The sequence below is a fragment of the Bradyrhizobium liaoningense genome, assembly GCF_018130955.1.
In the GTDB taxonomy this organism is placed as follows: domain Bacteria; phylum Pseudomonadota; class Alphaproteobacteria; order Rhizobiales; family Xanthobacteraceae; genus Bradyrhizobium; species Bradyrhizobium liaoningense_C.
Genome location: NZ_JAFCJM010000097.1, coordinates 1 through 20,142, shown reverse-complemented (window position 1 = coordinate 20,142; position 20,142 = coordinate 1). Strand labels below are relative to the sequence as shown.

Here is a 20,142-nt window from a genome sequence, read left to right as displayed (position 1 = left end):
GCTCAGCAACCCGAATATCGCCAAAAGACATCTCATGCCTCCCGTCCCAAACAGGTCGAAAGGCCTTGAATCACATTCCCAAATTCTCGGGAATCACTTTCGGGCATCCCTTAGCCCCTTGTGGGAGAGGGTGGCTTCGCGGAACGCGAAGCCGGGTGAGGGGTTCTCTCCGCGAATGATTCTCTCGCGACGAGTTCGCGGAGAGAACCCCTCATCCGGCGCTTCGCGCCACCTTCTCCCACAAGGGGGAAGGGAAGAGGAGTGCGCGGCGCGACTATAACGCGCTTGCGCCTTCGTGCTGGAAGCCGAGATAGCTTGCCGCCACGCGCTCGTTGGCGGCGATGTCGGTGGCCTTGCCGCTCAGCACGAATTCGCCGAGCTCCATCACATAGGCATGGTCGGCGATCTTGAGCGCGGCCTGTGCATTCTGCTCGACCAGCAGCACGGAGACGCCGCTGGCGCGCAGCTCCGTCACGATACGAAAAATGTCGGCGACGATGATCGGCGCAAGACCGAGGCTCGGCTCGTCCAGCATCAACAGTTTCGGCGCGCCCATCAGCGCACGGCCCATCGCGAGCATCTGCTGCTCGCCGCCCGACAGCGTGCCGGCAAGCTGCTTGCGCCGCTCCTTCAGCCGCGGAAACAGGCTGTAAACCCGCTCCATCGAGGATTTCATCTGCGCCTTGGCGATGCGGAAGGCCCCGAGCTCGAGATTGTCCTCGACATTCATGGTGACGAACAATTCGCGGTGCTCCGGGACCAGGCCGAGGCCCATCGCGACGCGGTCCTCGATCTCGTACCGGGCGAGATCCTGGCCTGCGAAGGCGACGCGGCCCTTCAGCGGCAGGACGCCCATGATGGCCGACAGGAGCGTGGTCTTGCCCGCGCCATTGGCGCCGACGATGGTGACGATCTCGTTCTCACCGACCTCCAGCGAGACCGAGCGGACCGCCTCGACCTTGCCGTAGGCGACATGCGCGTCGGTGACTGACAACAGCGCGCTCATGCCGCCACTCCGAGATAGGCCTTGATCACTTCGGGATTGGTCTTGATCGTCGCCGGCGTGCCTTCCGCGATCTTGGTGCCGAAATCGAGCACCACGATGCGGTCGGCGAGGTTCATGACAAAGCCCATGTCGTGCTCGACCAGCAGCACGCTCATGCCGCCGTCGCGCAGCTCACGCAGCAGCTTTGCAAGCTGCTGCTTTTCCATGTGGCGAAGGCCCGCTGCGGGTTCGTCGAGCAGCAGCAGCATCGGGTCGACGCAGAGCGCACGCGCGATCTCGACGATACGCTGCTGTCCGAGCGACAGGGAGCCTGCGAGCTGATGCATCTGGTCGCCGAGCCCGACGCGCTCGATCTGGCGGGCGGCTTCCGCGAGCAGTCTTGCCTCGTCGGCGCGATCAAGCCGCAGCATCGAGGAGATCGGCCCCGAATGTCCGCGCAGATGGGCGCCGATCGCCACGTTCTCCAGCACCGTCATGTCGGGCACCAGCTTCACATGCTGGAAGGTGCGCGAAATGCCGAGCTTGACGATCTCCTGCGGCGGGGCGTTGTCGACCTTCTTGCCGAGCACCGAGATCGAGCCTGCGGTTGCGCTGAGCACGCCGGTGATCAGGTTGAAGGTCGTGCTCTTGCCGGCGCCGTTCGGTCCGATCAGCGCGACGATCTCGCGGGCCTGGACGTCGAAGGAGACGTTGTTGACCGCGATCACACCGCCGAACTGCTTTCGGGCCTTGTCCACCTGGAGCAGGACGTTGGACTGGCCGGGCGTGCGTTCGCGGGCCGGAAGTTTCAGCGAGGTGTCGGGCCTCTTGCCGCCGGTCCTCTGCGGCAGGAACGACATCAGCCAGGGCCAGAGGCCGCCGGGCGCGAGCTGGAGCAGCAGCACCAGCATGATGCCGAACACGATGGTCTCGACCTGTCCCGAGCCGTGCACGATCAGCGGCAGGTAGCTCTGCAGCACCTCTTTCAGGATCACGACGATGGCTGCGCCGAGCACGCCGCCCCAGACATAGCCGGCGCCGCCGACCACCGCGATGAAGAGATATTCGATGCCGGCCTGCGCGCCGAACGGCGTCGGGTTCACCGCGCGCTGCAGATGCGCGTAGAGCCAGCCGGAGAGACCGGCCAGCACGGCGGCATGGATGAACACCAGGAGTTTTGCGCGCGGCGTGTGCACGCCAAAGGCTTCGGCGGCGACATGGCCGCGCCGGAGCGCACGGATGGCGCGACCGGTGCGGGAATCCAGGAGGTTCACCGTCACCAGCGCCGACAGCACGACCGCCGCCCAGATTGCGTAATAGATCGAGCCGGGATCGAGCATTTTGAACGTGCCGATCGACAGCGGCGGGATCGCGGAGATGCCGTCATTTCTCCCCAAAAAATTGAGCTTGCTGAAGAGGTAGAACAGGCCGAGCCCCCAGGCGAGCGTGCCGAGCGGCAGATAGTGGCCGGAGAGGCGGACCGTGACCAGGCCGAGCAGCACCGCGAACAGGCCGCTGACGACCAGCGAGAGCGGCAGCGTCAGCCAGGGGGAGAGGCCGTAGGCCGTCGACAGCACCGCGGTGGTGTAGGCGCCGAAGCCGACGAACGCCGCCTGTCCGAACGAGGTGAGGCCACCGACGCCGGTGAGCAGCACCAGCCCCATCGCGACCAGCGCGGCGAGGCCGATATTGTCGAGCAGAACGATCCAGAACGGCGGCATGCCCGGGACGAACGGAATCGCCGCCATGACGAGCGCGAAGATGAGAATAGGAAGCCGGTCATTCATCGCGCGTCAGTCCTTCTCTTCCTCGACCGCGGGAGCTGCGAGCGAGCGCAGCAGCAGCACGGGGATCAGCAGCGTGAAAACGATGACCTCCTTGTAGTTACTGGCATAGAAGGACGAGAACGCCTCGACGATGCCGACCACGAGCGCGGCGACCGCGGTCAAAGGATAGCTGACGAGCCCGCCGATGATCGCGGCGACAAAGCCCTTCAGGCCGATCAGGAAGCCGCTGTCGTAATAGAGCGTCGTGATCGGTACGATCAAAATGCCCGACAGCGCGCCGATGACCGAGGCCAGCAGGAAGGCGATCTGTCCCGACAGCGAGGTGCGGATGCCGGCAAGCCGGGCACCGAGCCGGTTGACGGCGGTGGCGCGTAGCGCCTTGCCGTAGCGCGTCCAGCCGAAGAACAGCCAGAGGCCGACGATGAAGGCGATGGTGATGCCGTAGACCGTGATGCTCTGGCCCGTGAAGCGCAGCGAGCCCGCGGTGAACGCGGTCGTCAGCACGGCGGGCCCGCGCTGGCCCTCGGCGCCGAAGAACAAGAGCCCCAAACCCTGCAGCGCCAGATGCACGCCGACGGAGGCGATCAGCAGCACCAGCACCGAGGTGTGCGCCAGCGGCTGGAACACGATGCGATAGAGATACACGCCGATCATCGCGACGATGACCAGCGACAGCGCCATGCTGAGCGCCACCGGCGCCTTTTGGCCGGCATAGGAGAGTGTCAGCGCCAGGACGATTCCCGGCAATACCACATTGGCCGCAAGGCTGCGGGCGATCAGCCTGCCGTGCAGCGCCTTGCGCGCCATGAACAGATCGAGAGCGAACACCAGGACGCCCATGGCGAGCGCCAGCTTGGCCGTGCCCGGCATCTGGCCGGAGGCCAAGGATGCATAGGTCAGCGCCCCATAGGTGACGAATTCGCCCTGTGGAATGAGAATGACGCGGGTGACGGCAAACACCAGCACCAGCGCCAATCCGAGCAGCGCATAGATTGCGCCATTGGTGATGCCGTCCTGTACCAGGAACAGCATGATGGTCGTGTTCAAGCCGGACGCTCCCCCTCGATGTCCGGACCGGCACCGCCTTTCGCGGTGGATGGTCCGTTCACAGCCATTGAAATTCGCTGACGATATTTGATATGGTCCATAACAATTATCAAATATAACATCAAGGGCGGCGGAACGACCCGGCCCCAACTTAGCGGGATTGCGAGCATCAGGCGATGACCGTTTCAAAAACCATTGAAAAGTCAGCGGAAGCGACCAAGTCGCGCAAGGACGCCGCGGACAGCCCGGCCGAGGCGCTGCACCTTGGCGAGCTTTCCGAGCAGCTCGGCTACGTGCTCAAGCGCGCCCAGCTCAAGGTGTTCGAGAACTTCCTGCGCTGCGTCGCTTCGCTGCAGCTCACGCCTGCGCAGTTTTCCGTGCTGCTGCTGGTCGAGCAGAATCCGGGCCGTAACCAGACCGAGATCGCTTCCACGCTCGGCATCCTGCGCCCGAACTTCGTGGCGATGCTCGACAATCTCGAGAGCCGCGACCTCTGCGCGCGGATCCGCTCCACCAACGATCGCCGCTCGCATATCCTGGTGTTGACCGACAAGGGCAAGGCCGTGCTGACCCGCGCGAAAAAGCTCGTCGCCACCAAGCACGAGGCGCGCCTCAACGAGGTGCTGGGGGTGGCCAACCGCGAAGCCCTGATCGCGATGCTTTCGAAGATCGCGAACGAGTTTTGAGGCGGAGAATCAGGCCGCGGCGAAGCGGTCGAGCACGGCGGGGGCTTCGGTCGACAGGAACTTGCGCTCGATCTCGGCGGCCGGCAGCGGCCGGCTGAAGAAAAAGCCCTGGACCTCGGTGCACCCTTCGGCCGCGATGCGATCGAGCTGCTCGCGCGTCTCAACGCCTTCCGCCGTCGCCCCCATCCCCATTCCGTTCGCGAGCGCAGCAATGGCGCGAACGATATTGAGAGACCCGGCGTCGGTTGCGATGTCGCGGATGAAGGAACGATCGATCTTGATCTTGTCGAAGGGGAAGCACTGCAGATAGGTCAGCGACGAATAGCCGGTTCCGAAATCGTCCATGGCGATCCGGATGCCGAGTGCACGCAGCCGGTGCAGCATCGCGAGCGTTCCATTCTTGTCCTGGAGCAGGACGCTCTCGGTGATCTCGATCTCCAGGCGTCGCGGGTCCAGCCCCGAGGCCGCCAGTGCTCGCACAATGACCTCGGCGAGCCCGGGATGTTGGAACTGGGCGGCGGAGATGTTGACAGCGATATGCAGCCGGTCCGGCCACCGGCTCGCGGTCATGCAGGCCTGCCGGATGACCCATTCGCCGATCGGCACGATCAGGCCGACCTCCTCGGCAAGTGGAATGAAGCTGTTCGGCGCGATCAGGCCACGCTGCGGATGCCGCCAGCGGATCAGGGCTTCCACGCCGCTGATCTCGCCGGTCTCGGTTTGCACCAGCGGCTGGTAGTAAAGCTCGAATTCGCCCGCGGCGAGCGCCTTGCGCAAATCGAGCTCGAGCGCGCGGCGGTTCTGCACCTGCTCGTCCATCGCGGGCTCGAAGAAGCGGTAAGTGCCGCGACCCTCGCTCTTGGCCCGGTAGAGCGCCAGATCGGCCTTGCGCAAGGCCTGCTCGGGCGTTGCTCCGTCGCCTGGCACGATCGCAATCCCAATGCTCGCGCCCGCGATCGTCTGCTGTCCGTCGAGTTCGAACGGCAGGTTCATCTGCCCGATGATGTGCTCGGCGAGGGCGCTTGCGTCGTTGCGATCGACGATCGGTGTCTGCAGGACGATGAATTCGTCGCCACCCATCCGGGCAATAATATCGCCCGGGCGAACGAGCTTGCGCAGGCGCTCGCTGACGACCTTAAGAAGCGCATCGCCGGCGTGATGCCCCAGCGTGTCGTTGACCGATTTGAACTTGTCGAGATCGATGTGGTGGATGGCGAAGGTCGCGCCGGCTGCGAAGGCCTGCTCCAGATGCTGGCCGAGCAGGGCACGGTTGGCGAGGTTGGTGAGCGCGTCATGATGCGCCATGTGGGCGATCTTGAGCTCGGCATGCCGTTGTTCGGTGATGTCCTCGTGGGTCGCCACCCAACCCAAATCCGGCATGGGCCGGTGACGGATCTTGAAGGTGCGGCCGTTCTGCATTTCGACGATGCTGTCGGTCGGCTCCGCCGAGATCGCGACGGCGGTGCGCCATTTGACATACTCGTCCCGGGTCATCGCGGGAACGCTGCCGGCCGCGAAGCGCAGATCCAAAATCTCCGATACCGGCGTGCCCGGCCGAACGCGCTCCGGCGGCAGGCCATACATGTCGATATACTGCGTGTTGCAGACGATCAGTCGATGATTGGCGTCGAAAAAGCACAGGCCCTGCGACATGTTGTTGATGGCGGTGTCGAATTGCAGGTTGCGCTCCGTGAGCCGTGCGCTGAGCTCCTCGCGTTCGGTGATGTCCTCGTGGGTCGCCATACCGCCGCCGCCGGGCAGTGGACGAATGCTGTAGGCGATGATCCGACCATCCGCGAATTCCTGCACGGTCCGTTCGCTGACGATCTCGCCCTCGGTCCGCCTGCGAATATAGGCGCTGGCCTCGTCGCGGGTCTTCAATCCGAGTTTCAGCCGATGCTGAATCAGGTTCCTGGTCGGTGTGCCCGCACGCACGTCCTCCGGCGACAGGCCGTAGATCTGCGTGTAGCGCTGATTGCAGTAGATGACCTTGCGGTCCGCATCGAACAGGACGATGCCGAGCGACAGATTGTTGACGGCCTGCTCGAGCAGCCCGCCCAAGAGGACGGGGCCGAGCGGGCCGAGCGAGTTGGTGTCGGCGACCTGCGTGTCACGGCCGTCCATGGATCGTTTGCCCCCTTCAGCGCGGTGCCATTAGAGCAGAGGCCACCGAATCAACTCCATGATTTGGCGGCGACCGCCGGCAGGTTCGTGAAGTTGCAGCGAATATCGGGTTAAAGCGCGCTGGACTCGTTTGGCAGGTCTCAACGCCGCCGAAGCACAAGATTTGATGTGCAGTGCAGTGATATTGATGCTTGATACATCAGTTTAGATGTATTAAGCTTGCTAATCAAATGATTGGAATTGCCACGGAGGCATTACCCCGTGATCACTGCCGCACAGCTTCGTGCCGCCCGGGCCCTGCTCGGGATCGACCAGCGCGAGCTCGCGCAGCGCTGCTCGCTGTCGCTTCCGACGATCCAGCGCATGGAAGCCTCTGAAGGCGTGATCCGCGGCAATGTCGATTCGCTGATGAAGCTCGTCGACGCGCTCGCCGTGGCCGGCATCGAGCTTATCGGCGAAGGCGCGGCGTCCGCCGGCGGTGGACGCGGTGTGCGGCTGACATCGCCGCCGGGTGGGGACGTCAAATGACTGCACCCACGCAATTCGCAATTCGGGAGCCACGATGATCTCGGTGGCGCTATGGTTGGTAGCATGTCTGCTGGCGCTGGCGCCGGTTGGAATCGTGCTGTCGGCACGGCCGCGCGGATCGTTCGTGCTCTATGGCGCCTGCCTCGTCCTCACCGCGACCCTGTGCATGACGGCCTTGCTCCATCTCCTCGATCCCGCCCATCCGGTGCTGCGTGCGACGCTGCCGGTCGGCCTGCCGTGGCTCGGCGCGCATTTCCGCCTCGATGCGCTGTCGGCGTTCTTCCTTGTGGTCGTCAATCTCGGCGGCGCGGCCGCGAGCCTGTTCGCGCTCGGCTACGGGAGCCACGAGGAATCGCCCGGCCGCGTGTTGCCATTCTACCCGGCCTATCTCGCGGGCATGAACGTCGTCGTGCTTGCCAACGATGCCTTCAGCTTCCTCGTGGCCTGGGAATTCATGTCGCTGACCTCCTGGGCGCTGGTGGTGTCGCATCACCGCGAGGCCGAGAATATCCGTGCCGGCTACGTCTACCTGCTGATGGCAAGTTTTGGCACGCTCGCGCTGCTGCTCGCCTTCGGTGCGCTCGCAAGCGGCCCCGGCTACGATTTCGACGCGATCCGCGCCGCTCATCCATCCGCCGCGCTGTCGAGCCTGGTCGTGGTCCTCGTGTTGCTCGGCACCGGCTCCAAGGCGGGCCTGGTTCCGCTGCATGCCTGGCTGCCGCTCGCCCATCCCGCAGCCCCCAGCCACGTCTCGGGCCTGATGAGCGGCGTGATGACCAAGGTCGCCGTCTACGGTTTTGTGCGCATCGTCTTCGATCTGTTGCCGGAGCCGCAATGGTGGTGGAGCATGGTGGTGCTGCTCGTCGGCGGCCCCACCGCAACGCTCGGGGTGCTCTATGCGCTGATGCAGCGCGATATCAAGCGCGTGCTCGCCTTTTCGACCATCGAGAACATCGGCATCGTCTTCACCGGACTCGGGCTCGCGCTGGCCTTCAAGGCCCAGGGGCTCGACTGGGTGGCGGCGCTCGCCTTCACCGCGGCGCTGCTGCACGTCTTCAATCACGCGCTGTTCAAGAGCCTCCTGTTCTTCGGCGCCGGTGCGGTGCTTGAAGCAACCGGCGTGCGCGACATGGAGAAGCTTGGCGGGCTGATCCATCGCATGCCGAAGACGGCTTTTGCCATGCTGGTCGGCTGCGTCGCGATCTCGGCGCTGCCGCCGTTCAACGGCTTCGTCTCGGAATGGCTGATGTTCCAGGCGATCCTGCTGTCGCCGCAACTGCCATCCTGGGGGCTGAAGCTGATCGTCCCCGCCGTCGGCGGCCTGCTGGCGCTGGCGGCCGCCTTCGCCGCGGCCTGCTTCGTCAAGCTCTACGGCATCAGCTTCCTCGGCCGTCCGCGCTCGGACGTCGCCGCGTCGGCGCATGAGACTGATCGCTTCTCGCTCGCTGCGATGTTCGCCCTTGCTGCGCTGTGCCTTCTGGCCGGCATCCTGCCCGGCCTTTTCATCGATGCGCTGGCCCCGGTGAGCAAGGCCATGGTCGGCAATGTCATGCCGCATCAGACCGGGCTCGAATGGCTAACCATCGTGCCGATCGCCGAAAGCCGCAGCTCGTATAACGGGCTCCTGGTGTTCCTGTTTGCTGCGCTCTGTGGCACGACGGCAGCCACCGCCATCCATCGCCTTGCTTCCGACCGGTTGCGCCGCGCGCCGGCCTGGGATTGCGGCTATCCGGACGCCAACCCCGCGATCCAGTACAGCGCGTCGAGCTTTTCGCAGCCGATCCGCCGCGTGTTCGGCAGCGTCATCTTCGCCGCCCGCGAAATCGGCGAGATGCCGCCGCCGTCCTCGCCCCGGCCCGCGCGCCTCACCGTCGAGATGCGCGATCTGATCTGGGACGGGCTCTACGCTCCGATCGCAAATGCGATCGGTTTTGCCACCGAGCGCATCAACATCCTGCAATTCCTCACGATCCGCCGCTACCTGACTCTGGTCTTCGTGGCGCTGATCGTGCTGCTGCTCGTGGTGGCGCTATGAATGCGCTACGCGACATCTTCTCGCAGGGCGCCCAGATGCTGCTGGTGCTGCTGCTAGCACCACTGCTCACCGGCTTCGTGCGCAAGGTGAAGGCGCGGCTGTTGCGCCGGCGCGGGCCGCCGCTGCTCCAGCCCTACCGCGACCTCGTCCGCCTGATGCGCAAGGATGTCGTGCTCGCCGACAACGCCTCATGGCTGTTCCGCGTGATTCCCTATCTGATGTTCGCCGGCACCTGGGTTGCCGCCTCCCTGGTGCCGACCTTCGGCAACGGCCTCTTGTTCTCCTGGACCGCCGACCTCATCGCCATCATCGCGCTGCTCGGCAGCGCGCGGTTCTTCCAGGCGCTCGCCGGCATGGACGTCGGCACCGCCTTCGGCGGCATCGGCTCCAGCCGCGAGGTGATGATTGCGACGCTGGCCGAACCTGCGATCCTGATGACGGTGTTTGCGGTCGCGATGATCGCAGGCTCGACCCAGCTCCCCAACGTGGCCGAGTTCATGGGCTCGAGCGCGGTCGGTTTGCGCGTGTCGCTGGGCATGGCGTTCGTCGCGCTGACGATCGTGGCACTCGCGGAGAACGCCCGCATCCCCGTTGACAATCCCGCGACCCATCTCGAGCTCACCATGGTTCACGAGGCCATGGTGCTGGAATATTCCGGCCGGCATCTGGCGCTGATCGACCTGTCGTCTCAGCTCAAGCTCTTGCTCTATGTTTCACTGATCGCCTGCGTATTCGTGCCCTGGGGCACGGCAACTGCCGATGCGGGCGTTGCGGCACTGGCCGTTGGCGCGCTGCTCTATCTCGGCAAGCTGGCGGTTCTGGGTTTCCTGCTCGCGCTGTTCGAGACGTCGATCGCCAAGATGCGGGTGTTCCGGATCCCGGAGTTTTTGGGCGCGGCGCTGATGCTGGCGCTGCTCGCAACGCTTCTGCGCTTCGTGTCGGGGAGCCTCTGAGACATGAGCAGCCTGCAATTCGACATCGCCCATCTGCTCGCCGGCTCCCTGGTATTGGCGAGTTTCATGATGCTGTACCAGGACCGGCTCTACGCGCTGCTCAATGTCTATGCCATGCACGCCGGCGTGCTGGCGCTGTCGGTGGCCTGGCAGGCCTATGTGCAGCAAGCACCGCATCTCTATCTCACGGCGGCGATCGCGCTGGTCTTCAAGGCGATCATCATTCCGGTGGCGCTGCACCGGATCATCAAGCAGCTCGGCATTCACCGCGAGATCGAGAACGTGATCGGCATCGGGCTGACCATGATGGCGGGCATAGGCCTTGTCGCGCTGTCGATGGTGGTGATGCTGCGCGTGACGCCCGGCGCCGACGCGCTGGCGCGCGAGGACCTCGCTTTCGCGCTCTCGGTGGTTCTGCTCGGGCTCCTGATCATGGTGACGCGGCGCAATGCCGTGAGCCAGGTCGTCGGCTTCATGTCGCTTGAGAACGGGCTGGTGCTGGCGGCGACCGGGGCCAAGGGCATGCCGCTGGTGGTCGAGATCAGCGTCGCCTTCTCGGTGCTGATCGCCTTCATCGTGATCGGCATCTTCCTGTTCCGGATTCGCGAGCGCTTTGACAGTGTCGACGTGCAGGCCCTCGACCGCTTCAGGGGAGAGCGGCGATGAAGATCGACGCGCTCACCGCGATCCTTCTGATCCCGGCCATCTCCGCCGCGTTGCTGGCCGTTCTGCCGGGTTACGCGCTGACGGCGCGGTTCAACGTCGTGGCGGCGTTCGCGACCTTTCTGACCTCGCTGTCGCTGTTCGTGGTCGAGCCGAATTCCGGGCAATATCTGCTCGTCGACGACCTCAACAAGGTCTTCATCGTGCTGACGACCTTCGTCGGCTTCACCACGTCGGTGTTCAGCGCGAGCTACATCAATCATGAAGTCGAGACCGGGCGGCTGACGCCGGCGTTCCTGCGCTTCTATCACGCGATGTACCAGACGCTGATGTTCGCGATGAACCTCGCGCTGGTCGCCAACAATATCGGGCTGATGTGGGTTGCCGTCGAGGTCGCCACGCTGACGACGGTGCTGATGGTCGGCATCTACCGTACCCACGAGGCGCTGGAAGCAGCCTGGAAATATTTCATCCTCGGCAGCGTCGGCATCGCACTGGCGCTGTTCGGCACCATCCTGGTCTACATGGCTGCGCGCCCGGTGGTGGGCGAGGGGCTCGACGGCATGGTGTGGACCGTGCTGGTGGAGCACGCCTCGCAGTTCGATCCCGCGCTCCTCAACGTGGCCTTCGTGTTCCTCTTGCTCGGCTACGGCACCAAGGTCGGGCTCGCACCGCTGCACGCCTGGCTGCCCGATGCCCATGCCGAAGGTCCGACGCCGATCTCGGCGGTGCTGTCGGGCCTGCTGCTCAACGTCGCGCTCTATGCGCTGTTGCGCTTCAAGATGATGCTCGCGGTCAATCCCGCGGCGATCGCGCCGGGGCCGCTGATGGTGACGATGGGGCTGATCTCGGTGATCTTCGCGTCGCTGATGCTCTACCGTCGCCGCGACATCAAGCGCATGTTCGCCTATTCCTCGATCGAGCACATGGGCATCATCGTCTTCGCGTTCGGCATGGGCGGACCGCTGGCGAATTTCGCGGGCCTGTTGCACATGACCATGCACTCGCTGACCAAGTCCGCGATCTTCTTTGCCGTGGGTCATATCGCGCAGGTCAAGGGTACGCAGAAGATCGCCGATATCGGCGGCCTGACGGTCACCAACCCCGTGCTCGGCTGGGGATTGATGCTCGGCGTCGTCGCCATCGTCGGCCTGCCGCCGCTCGGCATCTTCATGAGCGAATTCCTGGTCGTCAGCTCCACCTTCGCGCGTGCGCCATGGCTGACGGGGATTCTCGTGCTCGGCATCATCATCGCGCTCGGCGGGCTGTTGCTGCGCGCAGGTAGCGTGATGTTCGGCGAGCCCAAGGGGCCGACCGCGCCGGCGGAAGCCTCCTACGTGCCGATGTTCACGCATCTGGCGCTGGTCGCGTTGGCCGGCATCTATCTGCCGCCGGCGCTGGTGACCGGTTTTACCAACGTCGCGAAGCTCCTGGGGTGACGCGATGGGCCTTCTAGACCACATCCCCCATCAAGGCGCGGAGCCGTCGCATCGGCCCTGGCCCCGAATCGTGGTGGCGGACGAGGGATGGCGCGCCGCGATCGATCAGCTCGTCGAGGGTAGGGCGACGTTGCTGGGATTCTGGGGCGAGTCGGCCGCGGTTCACATGGCGCTGCTTGAGGCAGCGTCGGCGGAGCTTGCGGTCGTCACGTACGAATGCGCTTCCGGTTCCTTCCCCAGCGTCGCCATCCATCATCCGCCGGCGCTGCGGCTGGAACGCACCATCCACGATCTCTTCGGTCTGGTGCCCACAGGCGCCGGCGACACGCGGCCCTGGCTCGATCACAGCGCCTGGGGAAAGTCCTGGCCGCTCGGCCATCGCAACGGCGCGCGCGACGCCGCGCCGTACGATTTTCTGCCGGCTGAAGGCGAGGGGCTGCACCAGGTTGCAGTTGGCCCCGTTCATGCCGGCATCATCGAGCCCGGCCACTTTCGTTTCACGGCCAATGGCGAGCACGTGGCGCGGCTGGAGCAATGGCTCGGCTACACCCACAAGGGCATCGAGTCCCTGATGCAGGGGGCGAGCCTGGAGGCTGCCGCAAAGCTCGCCTGCCGCACCTCGGGCGACAGTGCCGTTGCCTATGGCTTCGCCTTTGCGCTTGCCGTGGAGGCGGCGCTCGGGATCGAGGCACCGAGGCGCGCGATCCTTTTGCGGGCGCTGATGGCGGAAGTCGAGCGGCTCGCCAATCATTTCGGCGACATCGGCGCCATCTGCAATGACGCGTCCTTTGCGCTGATGCACGCCCAGACCGGTGTGCTGCGCGAACGTTGCCTGCGGGCGGCGGATGCCGCGTTCGGTCATCGCCTGATGATGGATGTCATCGTGCCCGGCGGCATGGCGCGCGACATGTCGTCGTACGGTATCCCTGCCATGCGGGCCCTGCTCGCCGAGATCCGAAAGGTGTTTCCGCGCCTGATCGAGCTCTATGACAACACGGCATCTCTGCAGGATCGCACTGTCACGACCGGGATTGTGAAGCCCGAATACGTCCGTCAATTCGGCGCCGGCGGCTATGTCGGCCGCGCCTCGGGCCGGGATTTCGACGCACGGCGGGCGATTTCGTACGCGCCCTATGGCGCGTTGTCGTTCGAGGTGCCGGTGTTGGAGGCCGGCGACGTCAACGCGCGGGTCTGGATCCGCATCCGGGAGGTCGAGCAGAGCGTCGCGCTGATCGAGCAGATTCTTGATAGCCTTGATGATCCGGGAGGGCTGCAGACCGCGCTGCCTCCCCGGATCGGTCGCGGTGCCTGTGAAGGCATGGCGCTGATCGAGGCCTTCCGCGGCGACGTGCTGGTGTGGCTGAGGCTCGATCACGAATTGCGCGTCGAGCGCTGCCATCTGCGCGACGCCTCCTGGTTCCAGTGGCCGCTGCTGGAGACCGCGATCGAAGGCAACATCATCGCCGACTTCCCGTTGTGCAACAAATCGTTCAACTGCTCCTATTCCGGCGCGGACCTCTGAGCCATGCGCAAGACCCTGCTCGAAAGCCTCACCCATGGTTCGCTCACCGAGCCCGCCCCGGCGCCGGACGATGCGGCGCTGGCCGAGCTCGCGAAAACAGTCGACCGTGCCGCGCAGGCAAAACTCGGCCGCTCGCTCGCGATCCGCCAGGTCGATGCCGGGTCCTGCAACGGCTGCGAGCTGGAGATCCACGCGCTGTCGAATGCCTTCTACGACATCGAGCGTTTCGGCCTGCGCTTCGTCGCCTCGCCGCGCCATGCCGACGTGCTGCTGGTCACGGGTCCCGTGACGAAGAACATGCGGCAGGCGCTGGAGCGCACGTTCAATGCCACGCCCGATCCGAAATGGGTGGTCGCAGTTGGCGGCTGCGCCGTGGATGGCGGCATCTTCAAAGGCAGCTACGCCTGCGTCGGTGGCGTGTCCGACGTCGTGCCGGTCGACCTGCACATCAAGGGCTGCCCGCCGTCGCCGACAGATCTGCTGAAGGGCCTGCTCGCGCTCCTGGAACAGGTCGGCGGTAAGGGGTGAGAGCTCAAGCCTAACACTCAGTCGTCATGCCCGGGCTTGTCCCGGGCATCCACGTCTATTCTCCATCGCGGTGGGGCGTGGATGGCCGGGTCAAGCCCGGCCATGACGGAGAGAGCAACTCAGTCCACCAAAATCACCCTGACATCGTTCACGTTGGTCAACGTCGGGCCCGGCAGCAGCAGGTCGCCTGTGGCCTCGAAGAACGTCGTCGCGTCGTTGTTGTCGAGATAGGCCTGCGGTTCGAGCTTTTGCGCCGTCATCTTCGCGAACGTGGTCGCGTCGATCAGCGCGCCGGCGGGATCGGTCGGCTTGCCGCCGCCGCCGTCGGCGCCGTCGGTGTCGCCGGCGAGTGCGGCGATATCGGGCGTGTCCTTGAGGAGGTCCGCAAGAGCCAGCGCATACTCCTGGTTGGGGCCGCCGCGACCATTGCCGCGCACCGTCACCGTCAGCTCGCCGCCGGAGAGGATCGCCATACGCTTGCCTTGCGCGCGCGCCTTGAGCGCGAGTCTTGCGTGATCGGCGGCGACCTCGCGCGCCTCGCCCTCGAGATCGGCGCCGAGATCGATCACCTCATAGCCAGCGTCCTTTGCAAGCTTCACCGCGGCATCGAGTGACTGTTTCGGGCGCGCGATCAGCTCGAAGCGGGCGCGCGCAAAGGCAGGGTCGCCGGGTTTGCAGCTTTCGTTATTCGAATCGTCGAGCGCGCGGCGCACGGCGTCGTCGAGCTCGAGCTTGTATCGTGCGACGAGCGCGCGCGCGTCGGCCAGCGTGGTCGGGTCCGGCACCGTGGGGCCGGAGGCGATCGCGGAGGGATCGTCATGCGGCACGTCGGAGATTGCGAGCGTGACGATCTCCGCGGCGTTCTGGCCGGCGCGCGCGAGCCGGCCGCCCTTGATGCGCGACAGATGTTTTCGCACTGTGTTCATCTCGCCGATCGGCGCGCCCGAGCGCAACAGCGCGCGGTTGACCGCCTGCTTCTGCGCAAAGCTGATGCCTTCGACCGGCGCGATCCAGTTCGCCGAGCCGCCGCCGGAGAGCAACACCAGAAGCAGATCGTCGGGCCCCGCCTGCCGCGCCAGCTCCAGCGTGTCGGCCGCGCCCTTCAGGCCGGCTTCGTCGGGCACGGGATGGCCGGCCTCCACCACGCGAATGCACCGCGTCGGCACGCCATGGCCGTGACGCGTGGTGGCGATGCCGACCAGGCGCTCCGGCGCAAGACCGAGCGTGTCGAGATAGTGATGTTCCGCCGCTGCCGCCATGGCGCCCGCGCCCTTGCCGGCGGCGAGGCAGATCACCCGGCCCTTCGGCAGGGGACGAAGATGCTGCGCCAGCACCACGTCCGGATGGGCGGCGGCAACGGCAGCGTCGTAGATGGCGCGAAGGAGTGGGCGGCGGTCGGTCATGAAGAAGCTTTCGTTGGGAACATGATTGCCGGCGACGTTGCCGTTGCGTTTGAAGCGCGCTCCGCTACCGCTTACCTAGCGCATCGACCGCAAAAGTGTAAGCGGCGACTATCGGGCATTCGGTTTTCCCAATCGGCTGATAGGCAAACGAAAAGCCCCCCGCGAGCGTCTCGCAGGGGGCCTTGGCGTGCTTGGCTTGACCGGATGACTAGCCGCCGGCGTCGGCGCTGATCACGTCGCCGAACAGGTCCCACTTCTCGCCCTTGAACTTCATGAGCTGGAGCGAGCTGATCGGTGCGAAGTCGTTTGCGCCGGTGTTGACCTTGATGCCGGGGAGCAGCACTTCGGTGCGGAAGTCCTTTAGGCTCGCCGCCTGCTTCATGACGTTCTCGCGCGTGAGATCGTCGCCGCACTTCTTCAGCACCTCGACGAGGGTCTGCGCCACGCCGTAGCCGACGATGGTGCCGCCGTCGAGCTTGTCACCCTCGGGGAAGTACTTCGTCATGAAGTCCAGGAAGGTCTTCATGCCGGCGTCGTCCTTCCACTGCGGGTCCGAGACGTCTTTCAGATAGGCGGCCGAGATGATGTCCTGCGAGTTCTCGAAGCCCGCGGGCTTGATCACACTGCCGACCGAGGCCGAGACGTTGTTGAGGAAGTGGGTCGGCTTCCAGCCGATCTCGGAGATCTTCTTGATCGCCTGCGCCGCGAATTTCGGCGTGGTGATGTTGATGAAGATATCCGCGCCGGTCGATTTCAGCTTCACGATGTGGTTGTCAATCGAGGGCTCCGAGGTTTCGTAGCTTTCCTCGATGACGATCATCGAAGCCGCCTTGGCGCCGAGACCGTCCTTCAGGCCCTTGAGATAGTCCTTGCCGTAATCGTCGTTCTGGAACAGCACGGCGATCTTGGCGTTGGGCATCTGCTTCAGGATGTACTTCGCGTAGATCTGGGTTTCGCTCTGGTAGTTGGGCTGCCAGCCCATGGTCCAGGGGAAGTTCTGCGGATCGTTCCACTTGGTGGCGCCGGTGGCGACGAAGAGCTGCGGCACCTTCTTCGAGTTCATGTACTTCTGGATCGCCGAGTTCGGCGGCGTGCCGAGCGAGTTGAAGACCAGCAGCACCTCGTCGCTCTCGACGAGCTTGCGGGCCTGCTCCACCGTCTTCGGCGGCGAATAGGCGTCGTCATAGGACACGAAATTGATCTTGCGACCGTTGATGCCGCCTTCCTCGTTGATCTTCTTGAAATAGGCGGCCTCGGTCCGGCCGATCACCCCATAGGCCGACGCCGGGCCGCTGTAGGGCATGATGTTGCCGATCTTGATCTCGGTATCGGTCGCGCCGGTATCGTATTTCTTCTGCGCGAGTGCGGCGGTGGTCGAGGTTGCGAAGAGTGCGACCGCAAAAGACGCGACCGCGAGTTTGCTGGTGACAGCAGGCATTCCAATCTCCCTTTTTTTAATGCTTGCGCGCCAGTTTCTTGGTTTTGTCGCGGCGCGACGCGATTGAATACGATTTGCCCGAAAGCATCAAGAAAAAGCCCCTGCGAAGAGGTCGCAGGGGCTGCTTCTTTAGTAGCCAGCGAAGATTGCCTATCCCTTAGCCGCTGACGTCGCCGGAGATGACGTCGCCGAACAGCTCCCAGCTTTCGCCCTTGAAGCGCATCAGCTGCAACTGCGAGAGCGGGGCAAAGTCGGTCGGGCCAGTGTTGGCCTTGATGCCGGGCAGGAGGCCGGCAGGCTCGAAGTCCTTCAGGCTCGCCGCCTGCTTCATCACGTTCGCACGGGTCAGATCGTCGCCGCAGGCCTTCAATACCTGCACGAGCCCCTGGGCCGCGATGTAGCCGTACATGACGCTGACGTCGGCGCGATTGGCCTCGGGATAGTACTTGTCGAGGAACTCGTTCCAGGCCTTCATCGCCGGATCATTCTTCCATTGGGCATCGGTCGGATCCTTCAAATAGGCGGAAGAGATGATGTCCTGCCCGGCCTCGAAGCCAGCCGGTTTCATGACGGTGCCGACCGACACAGAGACGTTGTTGAGAAAATGGGTCGGCTTCCAGCCGATCTCCGCGTTCTTCTTGATCGCCTGCGCCGCGAACTTCGGCGTGGTGATGTTGAAGAACACGTCGGCGCCAGTCGCCTTCATCTTCACGATGTGAGAGTCGATGGTCGGCTCGGAGACCTCATAGCTATCCTCGATGACGATCATGCTCGCGGCCTTGGCGCCGAGCCCGTCCTTGAAGCCCTTCAGATAATCCTTGCCGTAGTCGTCGTTCTGGTAGAGCACGGCGATCTTGGCGTTCGGAAGATTCTTCAGGATGTATTTGGCGTAGATGATGGACTCGATCTGGTAGTTGGGCTGCCAACCCATGGTCCAGGGGAAGTTCTGCGGATCGTTCCACTTGGTGGCACCGGTGGCGACGAAAAGCTGCGGCACCTTCTTCGAGTTCATGTATTTCTGGATCGCCGTGTTCGGCGGCGTGCCGAGCGACTGGAAGATCAACAGCACCTCGTCGCTCTCGACCAGCTTGCGCGCCTGCTCCACCGTCTTCGGCGGCGAATAGGCGTCGTCATAGGTGACGAAGTTGATCTTGCGGCCGTTGATGCCGCCCTCGGCGTTGATCTTCTTGAAATAGGCCTCTTCGGTCTTGCCGATCACGCCATAGGCGGACGCCGGTCCGCTGTAGGGCATGATGTTGCCGATCTTGATTTCGGTGTCGGTTGCGCCGGTGTCGTATTTCTTCTGGGCGGACGCTGCCGTGGACAGGGTGGCAGCCAACACGAGGGCAGCCGAGAAGGCCCCCAATCGCACATGCATCGCAGGCATCTTGATCTCCCTAGAGGTTTGAATGTGTCGTTTGTTCTTGTTTGGGAACGATCGTTGCTCGTCGCTCCGACACACATTCAATACCCTTCCAGGGCCGCCAGCAAGAAAAACGCCCCCTGCGGAACTGTCGCAGGACGCGCGATTTGATCGAAGCGGTGCGGAATATTCCGGCACGTGAGATTTTGGCGTGTCGTTAACGCTTGCGCTGAAGTTGCCTAAGACGACAGCGGCTATTTTTGATTGAAGCGTCCGCGCTCACTGGCCGAGCTCGCTGGAGATGACGCTCCCGAACAGCTCCCATTTCTTGCCCTTGAAGCGCATCATCTGGAGCTGCTCGATCGGTGCGAAATTCTCGGCCGAAGTGTTGATCTTGATGCCGGGCAGAAGCGTATCCAGCTCGACACCCTTCAGGCTGGCCGCCTGCTTCATGACGTTGGCGCGCGTGAGGTCGTCGCCGCACATCTGCAGCACCTTCACCAGCGTCTGTGCCGCGCCGTAGCCGAACACGACGGCGCCGTCGAGCCTGTTGGCCTTGGGGAAGTGCTTCTCCAGGAAGGCGTAGAAATTCTTCATGCCGGGGTCGTCGTTCCACTGCGGATCCGAGCCGTCCTTGGCGTAGGTCGCCGACAGGATGCCCTGCGAGATCTCGAACCCTGCCGGCTCCAGCACGCCGCCAACCGAGGCCGAGACGTTGGACACGATGTGCATCGGGTGCCAGTTGATCTCGGCGGCCTTCTTGATGGCCTGGGCTGCGAATTTCGGCGTGGTGACGCTGATGAAGACATCGGCGCCGGACGCCTTGATCTTCACGATATGCTCGTCGATCGCGGGCTCCGAGGTCTCGTAGCTGTCCTCGATCACGATCATCGAGGCCTTGGCGCCGAGGCCGTCCTTCAGGCCCTTGAGGTAGTCCTTGCCGAAATCGTCGTTCTGGTAGAGCACGCCGATCCTGGCGTCGGGCTTCTCCTTCATGATGTATTTTGCGTAGATCCGCGCTTCGCTGGCGTAGCTCGGCTGCCAGCCCATGGTCCACGGGAATTGCTTGGGGTCGTTCCACTTTGAGGCACCGCTGGCCACGAAGAGCTGCGGCACCTTCTTCTCGTTCATGTATTTGCGGATGGCGCTGTTGGTGGAGGTGCCGAGCGAGTTGAAGATCAGGAGCACCTCGTCGCTCTCGACCAGCTTGCGGGCCTGCTCCACCGTCTTCGGCGGCGAGTAGGCGTCGTCGTAGGAGATGAACTTGATCTTGCGGCCGTTGACGCCGCCCTCGGCGTTGATCTTGTTGAAATAGGCCTCTTCGGTCTTGCCGATCACGCCATAGGCCGAAGCCGGGCCGCTATAGGGCATGATGTTGCCGATCCTGATCTCGGTGTCCGAAGCGCCCGGGTCATAGGACTTTTGCGCCGCGGCGGGCGTGCTCAGTGCACTGCACAAGACGACCGCGGCCGACAGGGCCGCAAACTGAAAACGGACGGCAGTCATTGGTCTCCTACCCCAATTGGATCGGCGCCGCATTGAACAAGATTGGTGCACGAGGTCAATCGGGATAGGGGGGAGCCTCGCAGCTCCTCCCCTCCCACACCACCGTACGTACGGGTCCGTATACGGCGGTTCGCT

At 64.2% G+C, this 20,142-nt stretch carries 16 protein-coding genes; 8 read left to right on the top strand and 8 right to left on the bottom strand.

The genetic code is table 11. The features are described 5' to 3' along the window. Positions 1 to 274 precede the first annotated feature (274 nt). From JQ632_RS37190 to JQ632_RS37180, 3 genes are read right to left on the bottom strand one after another with little or no spacing between them, the layout of a single operon-like run. Entirely contained in the window at positions 275 to 1,006 is a 732-nt protein-coding gene (locus tag JQ632_RS37190) for an ABC transporter ATP-binding protein (protein ID WP_212407685.1), read from the bottom strand. After that, positions 1,003 to 2,772 carry an ABC transporter permease subunit gene (locus JQ632_RS37185; protein WP_212407684.1) on the bottom strand — a complete coding sequence of 590 codons (1,770 nt, stop codon included), beginning with the start codon at positions 2,770 to 2,772 and terminating at the stop codon, positions 1,003 to 1,005. Before JQ632_RS37185 ends, JQ632_RS37190 begins: the two co-directional genes overlap by 4 nt. Positions 2,773 to 2,778: 6 nt before the next feature. Continuing rightward, positions 2,779 to 3,819: a branched-chain amino acid ABC transporter permease gene (locus JQ632_RS37180; RefSeq protein ID WP_212407683.1), complete on the bottom strand. Its 1,041-nt coding sequence runs from the start codon at positions 3,817 to 3,819 to the stop codon at positions 2,779 to 2,781. A gap of 176 nt (positions 3,820 to 3,995) precedes the next feature. Between JQ632_RS37180 and JQ632_RS37175 the strand changes: the two genes are divergently transcribed. Continuing rightward, entirely contained in the window at positions 3,996 to 4,505 is a 510-nt protein-coding gene (locus JQ632_RS37175; protein ID WP_212407682.1) for a MarR family winged helix-turn-helix transcriptional regulator, read from the top strand. A 9-nt stretch (positions 4,506 to 4,514) separates the two neighbouring features. Here the strand turns inward: JQ632_RS37175 and JQ632_RS37170 are convergent, their stop codons facing one another. Then, positions 4,515 to 6,629 carry an EAL domain-containing protein gene (locus tag JQ632_RS37170; protein WP_212407681.1) on the bottom strand — a complete coding sequence of 705 codons (2,115 nt, stop codon included), beginning with the start codon at positions 6,627 to 6,629 and terminating at the stop codon, positions 4,515 to 4,517. 261 nt (positions 6,630 to 6,890) lie between these two features. On the opposite strand from JQ632_RS37170, the gene JQ632_RS37165 reads away from it, so the two are divergent. Genes JQ632_RS37165 through JQ632_RS37135 form a run of 7 tightly spaced genes read left to right on the top strand, consistent with a single transcriptional unit; the run spans position 6,891 to position 14,297 of the window. After that, positions 6,891 to 7,157, top strand: a complete 267-nt coding sequence (locus JQ632_RS37165) for a helix-turn-helix transcriptional regulator (protein WP_212407680.1) — start codon at positions 6,891 to 6,893, stop codon at positions 7,155 to 7,157. 34 nt (positions 7,158 to 7,191) lie between these two features. Next, positions 7,192 to 9,192: a hydrogenase 4 subunit B gene (gene hyfB / locus JQ632_RS37160; protein WP_212407679.1), complete on the top strand. Its 2,001-nt coding sequence runs from the start codon at positions 7,192 to 7,194 to the stop codon at positions 9,190 to 9,192. Further along, a complete protein-coding gene (locus tag JQ632_RS37155; RefSeq protein ID WP_212407678.1) occupies positions 9,189 to 10,145 on the top strand; it encodes a respiratory chain complex I subunit 1 family protein in 957 nt (318 codons plus the stop codon). Before hyfB ends, JQ632_RS37155 begins: the two co-directional genes overlap by 4 nt. A gap of 3 nt (positions 10,146 to 10,148) precedes the next feature. After that, positions 10,149 to 10,811, top strand: coding sequence for a hydrogenase-4 component E (locus JQ632_RS37150; RefSeq protein WP_212407677.1), 663 nt, complete (start codon positions 10,149 to 10,151; stop codon positions 10,809 to 10,811). Then, positions 10,808 to 12,247 (top strand): hydrogenase 4 subunit F, encoded by a 1,440-nt coding sequence (locus JQ632_RS37145; RefSeq protein WP_212407676.1) that lies wholly within the window; start codon positions 10,808 to 10,810, stop codon positions 12,245 to 12,247. Before JQ632_RS37150 ends, JQ632_RS37145 begins: the two co-directional genes overlap by 4 nt. A 4-nt stretch (positions 12,248 to 12,251) precedes the next feature. Further along, a complete protein-coding gene (locus JQ632_RS37140) occupies positions 12,252 to 13,769 on the top strand; it encodes an NADH-quinone oxidoreductase subunit C (protein ID WP_212407675.1) in 1,518 nt (505 codons plus the stop codon). Between the two features lie 3 nt (positions 13,770 to 13,772). Further along, positions 13,773 to 14,297 (top strand): NADH-quinone oxidoreductase subunit B family protein, encoded by a 525-nt coding sequence (locus JQ632_RS37135; protein ID WP_212407674.1) that lies wholly within the window; start codon positions 13,773 to 13,775, stop codon positions 14,295 to 14,297. A gap of 119 nt (positions 14,298 to 14,416) precedes the next feature. On the opposite strand, the gene JQ632_RS37130 is transcribed toward JQ632_RS37135, so the two are convergent. The 4 genes from JQ632_RS37130 to JQ632_RS37115 all read right to left on the bottom strand — a co-directional run bounded on the left by JQ632_RS37130 (position 14,417) and on the right by JQ632_RS37115 (position 20,007). Further along, the gene (locus JQ632_RS37130; protein WP_212407673.1) at positions 14,417 to 15,700 is read right to left on the bottom strand and encodes a glycerate kinase; all 1,284 of its coding nucleotides are present in this window, start codon (positions 15,698 to 15,700) and stop codon (positions 14,417 to 14,419) included. 208 nt (positions 15,701 to 15,908) lie between these two features. After that, positions 15,909 to 17,138 (bottom strand): ABC transporter substrate-binding protein, encoded by a 1,230-nt coding sequence (locus JQ632_RS37125; protein ID WP_212407672.1) that lies wholly within the window; start codon positions 17,136 to 17,138, stop codon positions 15,909 to 15,911. A 157-nt stretch (positions 17,139 to 17,295) separates the two neighbouring features. Then, complete coding sequence (locus JQ632_RS37120) at positions 17,296 to 18,525, bottom strand: ABC transporter substrate-binding protein (protein WP_212407671.1); 1,230 nt, start codon at positions 18,523 to 18,525, stop codon at positions 17,296 to 17,298. A gap of 255 nt (positions 18,526 to 18,780) precedes the next feature. After that, positions 18,781 to 20,007: an ABC transporter substrate-binding protein gene (locus tag JQ632_RS37115; RefSeq protein WP_212407670.1), complete on the bottom strand. Its 1,227-nt coding sequence runs from the start codon at positions 20,005 to 20,007 to the stop codon at positions 18,781 to 18,783. Positions 20,008 to 20,142 lie beyond the last annotated feature (135 nt).